This is a genomic window from Streptomyces fuscigenes (genome assembly GCF_021556455.1).
Classification (GTDB): domain Bacteria; phylum Actinomycetota; class Actinomycetes; order Streptomycetales; family Streptomycetaceae; genus Streptomyces; species Streptomyces fuscigenes.
In genome coordinates, this window is sequence record NZ_JAKGCV010000185.1 from 1 (window position 1) to 10,670 (window position 10,670).

Consider the following 10,670-nt stretch of genomic DNA (forward strand, 5'->3'; position numbering starts at 1 on the left):
GTGCGTCCGGGCGCCCCGGAGGTGCGGCCGCGGCCGCCCGGCGCGGAAATTCGCTCGACGCCGGAGCCGTCCCCGGCGAGTATCTGACCCATGTTCCGGTACGCCTTCCTCGCAGCACGGTCCGCAGCGCGGCCGTCAGCCCGGCGTGGCAGAGGCGGCGTTCCTCGCGGGGCACCGGCAGGGCGCGGGGCCGCTCCGGGCGCTCCTGCTCCGCGAGCACCAGGCCGGCGCGGCCGTCGCCGTCCGACCACACGGCGAGCAACTCGGCCCGCCGGCAGGGCAGCGGGGGATCCGTGGGCAGCAGCAGCGGCTCCGCCCCGGCGACCGGGCCGACGCCCCACCGCTGCCAGACCCGGCCGGCCGCACTGTGCGAGAGCCCGAGATGCTCGGCGAGCGCCCGGGCGGACCAGTGGTGCGCCGGTGCCGGCGGGCCGGCCAGGGTCACCGCCACGACGTCGGCCTCGTCGACGCGGGGTGGCCTGCCGCTGCGCGGCCGGTGCTCGAGACCGGCGATGCCCTGGGCCGCGTAGCGCTGCCGCCAGGCCGTCACCGTCGGCCGGGACAGGCCGAGTTCCCGGGCGCTGCGGGACACCGACAGCCCCGCCGCGGCGTCGCGCACGATCCTGGCCCGTACCGCACGGTCCTCCCGGTCCCCGGCCCACGCTTCCAGCTCGGCGAGCCGGCGCTCCGTCAGGGGGAAGTCGTCTGCCCGCTCCATGGCTCCCTCGCTCGTCCACCTGTCAAAGTACTTTCCGGGCGGTGCCGTTCCGTTTTTCCGGAGCCCCGCCGCCGTGCATCCGATCGCCGTGCACCGCACCACGACCAGTGAGAACGCGCTTTCTGCGGTCACGATGTCACGCGAGGGGCCCGCAGGGCGAGAGTGCGTCGATCAGGGCGGCCTGCTGAGGCCATTGACGTAAGGCAATCCATTGGATTTACATTCTCGAACCGGTCCTGGTGGTGGCCGGAGACGCCCGAACTCTCCGAAAGGGCTTTCATGACATGACGACCCTCGACCAGCCGGCCGCGCGGCCGGAAGCGCGGGGCGCACCGCCGGAGAAGGGGCGCCGCCTCCCGCGCCCCCGGCGCCGGCGGGACAGGGCCCTGTTCTGGTTCCTGCTGCCCGGCATCGCGGTACTGCTCCTGTTCCAGTACGTCCCGCTCCTCGGCAACGTCATCGCGTTCCAGGACTACCAGCCGTTCATCGGCATCATGCACAGCCGCTGGAGCGGCCTGGACAACTTCTCGGTCCTCTTCGACGGGGACCAGCAGTTCCTCCACGCGCTGGTCAACACACTCGAACTGACCCTGATCCAGGTCGTGTTCGTATTCCCCGCTCCCATCCTGCTGGCCCTCGCGCTCAACAGCCTGGTCAGCGAGCGGATCAAGAAGTGGGTGCAGAACGTCCTGTACCTGCCGCACTTCCTGTCCTGGGTCGTGGTGGTCTCCCTCTTCCAGCAGATGCTGGGCAACGACGGCCTGCTCAATCTGTTCCTGCGGGCCCACGAGATGGGCTCCTGGAACATCATCGGCAACCCGGACCTGTTCAAGGCCCTGCTCACCTCCCAGGTGATCTGGAAGGACACGGGCTGGGGCACGATCCTCTTCCTCGCCGCGCTCTCCCGCGTCGACAACGACCTCTACGAGGCGGCCGCCGCGGACGGCGCGAGCAGGCTCCGCCAGACCTGGCACGTGACGCTGCCCGCCCTGCGGGGACTCGTGGTCCTCCTGCTGATCCTGCGGCTCGGCGACGCGCTGAGCGTCGGCTTCGAGCAGATCCTGCTGCAGCAGAACGGGGTGGGGCTCGACAGCAGCCAGGTGCTCGACACCTACGTGTACAACAACGGCCTCGTCGGGGGCCAGTGGGGCGTGAGCGCCGCCGTCGGCCTGGTGAAGGGCGTCGTCGGGGTGGTGCTCGTCCTCGGCGCGAACAAGGTCGCCCATCTCTTCGGCGAGGAAGGTGTCTACCGGTCATGACCACGCTCTCGCCCAGCCATCCGGTGCGCCGAAGGCCCCGGCGCTCCTACAGCGCCGTGCCCGGCGAGACGCCGGGCTCCCCTCCCTGGCGCGCGGCCAAGTCGCTCCTCCTGCTCGTCTGCGTCGTCCTCGTCCTGCTGCCGTTCCTCGCGATCCTCTCCACCTCCCTGGCCCACCCTGACCAGGTGAACCGGGCCGGCGGCTACGTCCTGTGGCCCGACCACGTCACGCTCGCCGCGTACCGCGCGCTGCTGTCCGGCGGGCTCGTCTCCCGGGCCATGCTCGTCAGCGTCGGCGTGACGGTGGTGGGCACCGGCCTCAGCCTCGGGTGCTCCGTCTCGCTGGCCTACGGCCTGAGCCGGCCGGGGAGCCTCGGACACAAGCCCGTCCTCATGATGCTGCTGATGACGATGCTGTTCGCGCCCGGCGTCATCCCCGGCTACCTGATGATCAAGGAACTCCACCTGATCAACAGCTACTGGTCGCTGATCCTGCCCACCATGATCAACGCGTTCAACGTGATCGTGCTGCGGTCGTTCTTCATGAACATCCCGCGCGAACTCGTCGACGCCGCCCGCATCGACGGCGCGTCCGAACTCTCCATCCTGTGCAGGATCGTGCTGCCGCTGTCCAAGGCGTCCGTCGCCGTCATCGGCCTCTTCTACGCGGTCACGTACTGGAACGCCTTCTTCAACGCCCTGCTGTACATCAACGACGCCGCCAAGTGGCCCATGCAGATGGTCCTGCGGACGTACGTCGTGAACAACTCGGCGCTCGGCGCGGGCCAGGTCAACGCCGCCGCGGGTGCGCCGATCCCGCCGGCCCCGTCGCTCCAGGCGGCCATCCTGGTGCTGTCCGTGGTGCCGATCGTGCTCATCTACCCCTTCCTGCAACGCCACATGAACAAGGGCGTCATGGTCGGGGCGGTCAAGGGATGACGGGGCCGCGCCACGGCCGGCAAGGACCCGCCGGCGCACACCGGGCCCGCCGCGCCGCGGCCCGCCCCCGCCACGCACCCCACGAGAGGAGACTGCCGTGAACGCACCGCTCAGCCGCCGGGGTTTCCTCGCCGGAGCCGCAGGCGTCGCCGCGGGGCTCACCCTCGCGGGCTGCGGGGACGGCGGCCCGGCCGTCCCGCAGTCGGCGAACGCGCACGTCGAACTGCCCACGTACATCCCCTACAAGGGCGTGGCCACCTCGATGCCCAGCTCCGCCGCAGGCATCACCCCGGGCTACCTGCACTACCCGGCCGACCCGGTGAAGGCGCTGCCCGACGGCCCGCCCGCCAAGGGCCCCGCCATCGACATCATGACGCTCATCTTCAATCCGGTGCCGCCGCCGGTGGGTCGCAACACCATGTGGCAGCAGCTCAACCGGACGGTCGGCACCGACCTCGACTTCCAGATCACACCGGTCGGCGACTATCCGGACAAGTTCGCCGTCACCATCGCGGGCGGCGACCTGCCCGACGCCATGCTGATGCTCCTCCAGAGCGCCGTGCAGCGCCCCCAGATGCTGGCGAGCCTCTTCCAGGACCTCTCGGAACACCTCTCCGGCGACAACATCCGCGACTATCCCTACCTCGCGAACATCCCCACCGCCTCCTGGGCGCCGTGCGTCGCGAACGGCGGCATCTACGCCCTGCCCATGCCCCGGATGCTCTCCGGCGGGCCCACCTTCACCCGCCTCGACCTGTTCCGGGAGAGGGGCCTCGACCCCCAGCCCACGAGCTGGAAGGAGCTCAAGCAGCTCTGCAAGGACATCACCGACCCGAAGCGCAACCAGTACGCGTTCGGCGACCCCATCACCACCTTCAACACGGTGATGCAGATGCTGCACGGCCCGAACCAGTGGGGCGAGAAGGACGGCCGCTTCACCTGGTACCTGGAGACCGAGCAGGCCAAGCAGGCCATGGACGCGGTGCACCAACTGACCCGTGCGGGCTGCCTGCACCCCGACGGCTACAGCGTGCTCGGCAAGTTCAAGGACTGGTTCGGCGGCGGCCGTATCGCGATGAACCCCGACGCCCCCTCCGCGTGGAACGACTACTACACCGCCTACGCGTCCGCCACGAAGGGCTTCGAGATCGGCTACCTGATGGCGCCCGGCTTCGACGGCGGTCCCGGCACCCAGTGGCAGGGCGCCGCCAACTACGCGGTCCTCATCATCAAGAAGGCACCGAAGGCGCGCATCCGGCAGATCCTGCGCGCGATGAACGCCCTGGCCGCGCCCTTCGGCACCGACGCGTACCTGCTGCGCAAGTACGGCGTGCGGGGGCCCGACCACACCCTCCGGGGCCCCGACCCCGTCCTCACCCCGCAGGGCCAGGCCGAGGTGACCCTGCCGACGATCTTCGCCACCGACGCGCCGCAGGTGCTGTACTACCCGGCCAGGCCCGAGATCGTCCCGACCCAGTACGAGTTCCAGCAGAAGGCGGTGCCCCTGCTGGTGCCCAATCCGGCGGAGGGGCTGTACTCGCCGACCGACGGGGCGAGAAGCGGCCTCCTGCAGGTGGCCCTCGACGACGAACGGAAGGGCATCATGCAGGGCCGCACCCCCCTCGGCGCCTGGGACGGGATCATGAAGAAGTGGCGCAGGGACGCGGGGGACGCGATCCGCGCCGAGTTCGAACAGGCCTGGGAGGACCGGCACTCATGACCCGCACCCCGGCCGAGGACCGCGCCCGCTGGGAGCGGACGGCCGACCACCTCCTGCTGTCCGTACGCCCCTTCGCCACGCCCCGGCACGCCCTCGTCCAACTGCCCGGCCTCCCCAGCGCCAACGGCACCTGGAGCGACGGCCTGGAGGGCTTCGCCCGCACGTTCCTGCTGGCCGGCTTCCGGCTGCGGGGCGCCGGGGGCGCGGACCCGCACGGATTCGCCACCTGGTACGCCGAGGGCCTCGCCGCCGGCACCGACCCGTCGGGCCCCGAGCGGTGGCCCACCTTCGAGGAGAACAACCAGGCCAAGGTGGAGGCCGCGTCGATCGCGCTCGCCCTGCACGAGACGCGGCCCTGGATCTGGGACCGGCTGGAGGACGGCGTACGGCAGCGCGTCCTGGACTGGCTCGGCCGCATGGTCGGCACGGACATGCCGGGCAACAACTGGATCTGGTTCCAGGCCGTCACGGAGGCCTTCGCGCGGACGGCCGGCGGCGCCTGGAGCCGGGAGGACCTGGAGCGGACCGTCGCGCTCACCGACGACTGGTACGCGGGCGGCGGCTGGTACTCCGACGGGCTCACCGGCGGGCAGCACCGCAACTTCGACCACTACAACGGCTGGGCCATGCACCTGTACCCGCTGTGGTTCTGCCGCATCCTCGGCGACGCGGCGCCCGCCGGGCTGCTCGACCGCTACCGCGGCCGCCTGCGCCGCTTCCTCGAGGACCAGCGGCTGCTCGTCGGAGGCAACGGCTCGCCGCTGATCCAGGGCCGGTCGCTGACCTACCGCACGGCCGCCCTCGCCCCCGTGTGGAGCGGGGCCCTGTTCGACGCGACCCCGCTGCCGCCCGGCGAGACCCGCGCGCTCGCCGGCCGGGTGCTGGACCACTTCACCGCCCATGGCGCCGTCGACGATCGGGGCCTGCTGACGCTCGGCTGGCACCGGCCCTTCAGGGGCCTGCTCCAGGTCTACTCGGGCCCCGCCTCCCCCTACTGGGCGAGCAAGGGCTTCATCGGCCTCGCGCTGCCGCCCGGGCACCCCGTGTGGACGGCCCGGGCCGAACCGCTCGCCGTCGAACGCCAGGACGCCGTCCGGACCCTGCACGGACCCGGCTGGCTGCTGTCCGCCACCGCCCTCGACGGGATCGTACGGGTGGTCAACCACGGCGGCGACCACGCCGATCCGGCGGCCCGGCACAGCGACGACCCCTGCTACGCGCGCTTCGCGTACGCGACCCACGCCGCCCCGGAGATGCCCGCCGACCCCACCGACATCACCGTCCGCGAGGCGCCCGGCCCCTTCGACAACGCGGTCGTGCTGCTCGACGCGGCGGGCCGCCCCTCCCACCGCCGCCCGCTGACGCGGCTGGACGTGCACGGGGCGACGGGCGTCTCGCGCAGCCGCGCGCACTGGCCCGAGTCGGGGACCTGGGACCCCTTCGGCGGGCCGCCCGTTCCCTTCGCCGAAGGGCCGTGGATCACCGTGGGCTCCGCGCTGCGCGGCCCGGTGGAGGTGCGCGTGGTGCGGGTGGACCCGGGCCCCGGCGATCCCGCCGTCCCCACCTGGCCGCTGCGCGTCGGCGGCTGGGCCCTCGCCGTCGACGGGGAACCGGAGCCCGCGCCGCCCGCACCCGGCGGCGGGACGGCACGCGTGGACGGGCACGACGGGCTCGTCTCCCTGCTCACCGGCGCCCGGGGCCTGCCGTATGCCGACGTCGTCACCCGCCGCGACGCCAACGCCCTCGGCGCGCGCTCGGCCACGCCCGTCGTGGGCACGCCCGGACCGGTCGCCTACGCGACCGCCTACGTCGCGCTCGTCCACCTGGGCGGCGGCGGGGCGCGGCCGCCGGGGCCGCCGTCCGTCGCGGTCCGCCCCGACGGGGGCGACCTCGTCGTCGAGGTGGCCTGGCCCGGCGGCCCGCGCGACACCTTCCGCCTGCCCGACCCGGCCGGCACCGCCACCGACCACTCCCGCAGGAGCCCGCACCGTGCATGACGACCGCCGGATCACCGAGGCCCGGATCACCAGGCTGCTCGAACACACCGTCCGCCCCGCCCTCTACAGCGCGGCCCGCCCGCTCACCCTCGCCGCCTGGCACGTCGACGGCGAACCCGTCCCCGTGGCCGACGCGCTGGCCGCCCCGTACGCCCCCTTCGAACTCGGCGCCAGCTGGGGCAGCCCCTGGGCCACGACCTGGCTGCGGGCGAGCGCCGAGATCCCCGCCGCCTGGACCGGCCGCCGCGTGGAGGCCGTCTTCGACCTCGGCTTCGACCTGACGAAGGGCCCCGGCGGGCAGGCCGAGGGGCTCGTCCACGACGCGGCGGGCGGGCCCCTGCAGGGCCTGCACCCCTACAGCCGCAGCGTGCTCCTCGCCCGGGCGGCCACCGGCGGCGAGCCGGTGAACCTCCTCGTCGAGCTGGCCGCCAACCCGCCCATCACCGGCAGCGCCGGCGTGGGCACCCACTACGGATCGCGGGAGACCGCGGGCGACACGCACCTCTACCGGCTGCGGCAGGCCGAGATCGCCGTCCGGGAGGAGGACGTCTGGCAGCTGATCCACGACATCGAGGTGCTCGACGAGCTGATGCGCGAGCTGCCCGAGAGCTCCTCGCGCCGCCACGAGATCCTGCGCGCCCTGCGCGGCGCCGCCGACGCCGTGGATCCCGGCGACGTGCCGCGCACCGCGGGAGCGGCCCGCGAGCGGCTCGCCGACGCACTCTCGCGGCCCGCCCACGCCTCCGCGCACACCGTCGCCGCCGTCGGCCACGCCCACATCGACTCCGCCTGGCTGTGGCCCGTGCGCGAGACCGTCCGCAAGTGCGCCCGGACGTTCACCAACATGACCTCTCTCGCGCAGGAGTACCCGGAACTCGTCTTCGCCTGCTCGTCCGCGCAGCAGTACGCGTGGATCAAGGAGCAGCGCCCGGAGGTCTTCGCCCGGATGCGCAAGGCCGCCGCGGCCGGCAACTGGGTCCCCGTGGGCGGCATGTGGGTGGAGGCGGACGGCAACCTCCCCGGCGGCGAGGCCCTGGCCCGCCAGCTCGTGCTCGGACGCCGCTTCTTCGCCGAGGAGTTCGGCATCGAGCAGGACGGGGTGTGGCTGCCCGACTCCTTCGGCTACACCGCCGCCTACCCGCAGCTCGCCCGGCTGGCCGGGGCGCGGTGGTTCCTCACCCAGAAGCTGTCCTGGAACGAGACCAACCGGCTGCCCCACCACACCTTCGAGTGGGAGGGCATCGACGGCACCCGCGTCTTCACGCACTTCCCGCCCGTCGACACCTACAACGCCGAGCTGACCGCCCGCGAGCTCGCGCACGCGGAAGCGGGCTTCAGGGACAAGGGCGCGGCGACCCGCTCGCTCGCCCCGTTCGGCTTCGGCGACGGGGGCGGCGGGCCCACCCGTTCCATGCTGGAGAAGGCCCGCAGGCTGCGCGACCTGGAGGGGTCCCCGAAGGTCGAGATCACCCCGCCCGCCGAGTTCTTCGCCACCGCGCGGGCCGAGTACGAGGACCCGCCGGTGTGGCGCGGCGAGCTGTACCTGGAGAACCACCGGGGCACGTACACGAGCCAGGCCCGCACCAAGCGCGGCAACCGCCGCAGCGAGGCACTGCTGCGCGAGGCGGAGCTGTGGGCCGCGACCGCCGCGGTACGGGCCGGCGCGCCCTACCCCCACGAGCGGCTGGAGGAGGCCTGGCGCCGGGTGCTGCTCGGCCAGTTCCACGACATCCTGCCCGGCTCCTCCATCGCCTGGGTGCACCGCGAGGCGGAACGGGTCCACGACGAGGTGCGCACCGAGCTGGAGGAACTCGTCGCGGACGCCCTGCACCGGCTCCCCGGCGGCCCCGCCCTGCTCAACGCCGGCCCCTACGCCCGCCGCGAGGTGGCCGTCGTGCCGGACGGCGGCGCCCACCCCGGTGCCCAGCAGCTCTCCGACGGCCGGGCCGCGGTCCTCGCCGACGTGCCCGCGCTCGGCAGCGGCGGCGTCCTGCCCGCGCCCCAGGAACCGGTCACCGTCCGCCCCGAGGCCGGCGGATTCGTCCTCGGCAACGGCCTGCTGAGCGTCACCGTCGACCGGCGCGGCCTGATCACGTCGGTCCTCGACCGCGCCGCCGGGCGGGAGGCCCTGGCGCCCGGGGCCGCGGGCAACCTGCTCCAGGTCCATCCCGACGACCCGAACCTGTGGTCGGCGTGGAACCTCGACCCGTACTACCGCGACACCGCCCGGGACCTCGACACCGCCGACGCCGTCCTCCTCGCCGAGCGCGGCCCGCTGCTCGCCTCCGTGCGCGTCGAGCGGTCCTTCGGCGCGTCCACCGTCGTCCAGCACCTCGAACTGACCGCGGGCAGCAGGCAGGTGACCGTCCGCACCGACATCGACTGGCAGGAGCGCGACACGCTGCTCAAGGCGGCCTGGCCCCTCGACGTGCACGCCGAGCACGAGAGCGCCGAGATCCAGTTCGGGCACGTGCGGCGCCCCACCCACGAGAACACGAGCTGGGACGCCGCCCGCTTCGAGCTGTGGGCACACCGCTGGATCCACGTCGGGGAGCGGCACTGGGGCGCCGCCCTGCTCACCGACTCGACCTACGGGCACGACGTCTCCCGCACCACCCGCCCCGGCGGCGGCACCACCACGACCGTCCGGCTGTCCCTGCTGCGCGCCCCGCACAGCCCCGACCCCGACGCCGACCGGGGCCGCCACACGTTCGCCTACGCGCTGCTCGCGGGTGCCGGGATCGAGGAGGCGATCGCCGGCGGCTACGCGCTCGGCCTGCCGCTGCGGCCCGCCCCCGCGGCGGCGGAGCCGCTGGTCGCGCTCGACACCGACGACGTGGTCGTCGAGTCCGTCAAGCTGGCCGACGACCGCAGCGGGGACGTCGTGGTCCGGCTCTACGAGGCCTGCGGCGGCGCCGTGGGCGCGCGGCTGACGGCGGGCTTCCCCCTCGCGGGCGTCTACGACTGCGACCTCCTGGAGAGGCCCGAGCGTGAACTGACCGCGCAGGACGGGGCGGTGGCGCTGCGGCTGCGGGCGTTCCAGATCCGCACGCTGAGGCTGCGCCCCGCGACGGGAGCGGTGGACGCGGCCGCCGGCGCTACCGGCGCGGCCAGTTGACGGCGGTGGCGGCGGTCGCGGTGGCGACGGCCGCGAGCCGCCCGTAGTCCAGGGTCCCGGGCGTGTCCGTGGGCCGGTGGTAGTGCGCGTTGCGGAAGTCCGCCGTGCCGGTGAGCAGCAGGGCGGGCACCCGCCGCGTCCAAAACGGCGCGTGGTCGCTGCGGCTGAGGTTGTTGAGCACCGGCACCGCGTAGCCGAGGGCCGCGCCGATCCGCCCGTCGGCCCGCGGATCGCGCAGCAGCAGCGACCGGAGCGGCGGCACGGCCGCACGGGCCGCGTCCCGCCACGCCTCGGCCGCCGCGCGCGACGACCTGCGGTGCACCACCAGGGTGAAGTCGCCCCGCAGGCCCGAGGCTTCCAGCTCCGCCGCCGCCCCGGGCAGGGCGAGGCGGGCGCCGCGGGGCAGCCGCTGGCTGCCCGGGGCGGTGTCGAAGTACCCGACCGACTCCAGGCACAGCATCAGGGCCACGCGCCGCGCCCGCAGAAGGCGGCGCGCCGCGACCGAGGAGCCCGCGAGGCCGGTCTCCTCGTGGTCGAAGACCATCAGCGTGACGTCCGGGGGCCGTTCGAGGGTGCCCAGCAGCCGCGCGACCTCCAGCAGGGCCGCCACCCCCGACGCGTTGTCGTCCGCACCGGGGCTGCCGTACACGGTGTCGAGGTGCGCGCCCACCACGACCGTCGCGTCCCCGGGCCGGGCGTCGCGGTGCGGCGGCACGGCCCGCAGGTTCGCCCCGGCCAGTTCCCGGTGCAGCCGGACCTTCAGGGGCAGGGGGCGGCGGCCCGCGCCGTCCGGCGACCCGATGTGCCACCTGACCCGGAAGGGCTCGCGCTCGACGTGCCAGCCCGCGAGCGTCAGCTCCCGCGCCACGTAGGCCTCGGCGCGCGCCATGGCGGCCGGCGCGTGCCGCCGGCTGCGCGGC

General features: G+C 74.0%; 7 protein-coding genes. 5 read left to right on the forward strand and 2 right to left on the reverse strand.

The annotated features are described in order from the left end of the window. Positions 1 to 718 (reverse strand): helix-turn-helix domain-containing protein (locus L1885_RS16225; protein ID WP_235797828.1); only part of this gene is annotated, 718 nt, incomplete at its 3' end. A 284-nt stretch (positions 719 to 1,002) separates the two neighbouring features. Between L1885_RS16225 and L1885_RS16230 the strand changes: the two genes are divergently transcribed. The 5 genes from L1885_RS16230 to L1885_RS16250 all read left to right on the forward strand — a co-directional run bounded on the left by L1885_RS16230 (position 1,003) and on the right by L1885_RS16250 (position 9,750). Further along, a complete protein-coding gene (locus tag L1885_RS16230; protein WP_235797829.1) occupies positions 1,003 to 1,977 on the forward strand; it encodes an ABC transporter permease in 975 nt (324 codons plus the stop codon). Then, positions 1,974 to 2,915: a carbohydrate ABC transporter permease gene (locus L1885_RS16235; RefSeq protein ID WP_235797830.1), complete on the forward strand. Its 942-nt coding sequence runs from the start codon at positions 1,974 to 1,976 to the stop codon at positions 2,913 to 2,915. Before L1885_RS16230 ends, L1885_RS16235 begins: the two co-directional genes overlap by 4 nt. A 97-nt stretch (positions 2,916 to 3,012) precedes the next feature. Next, entirely contained in the window at positions 3,013 to 4,635 is a 1,623-nt protein-coding gene (locus tag L1885_RS16240; RefSeq protein WP_235797831.1) for an extracellular solute-binding protein, read from the forward strand. Then, a complete protein-coding gene (locus tag L1885_RS16245; protein WP_235797832.1) occupies positions 4,632 to 6,632 on the forward strand; it encodes a DUF2264 domain-containing protein in 2,001 nt (666 codons plus the stop codon). The genes L1885_RS16240 and L1885_RS16245 overlap by 4 nt, the downstream gene beginning before the upstream one ends. After that, positions 6,625 to 9,750, forward strand: a complete 3,126-nt coding sequence (locus L1885_RS16250) for an alpha-mannosidase (protein WP_235797833.1) — start codon at positions 6,625 to 6,627, stop codon at positions 9,748 to 9,750. The genes L1885_RS16245 and L1885_RS16250 overlap by 8 nt, the downstream gene beginning before the upstream one ends. On the opposite strand, the gene L1885_RS29210 is transcribed toward L1885_RS16250, so the two are convergent. Next, positions 9,731 to 10,670, reverse strand: a 940-nt coding sequence (locus tag L1885_RS29210) for a M28 family peptidase (RefSeq protein ID WP_308117333.1), incomplete at its 5' end; no start/stop codon positions are given. The two genes, L1885_RS16250 and L1885_RS29210, sit on opposite strands and share 20 nt — an antisense overlap.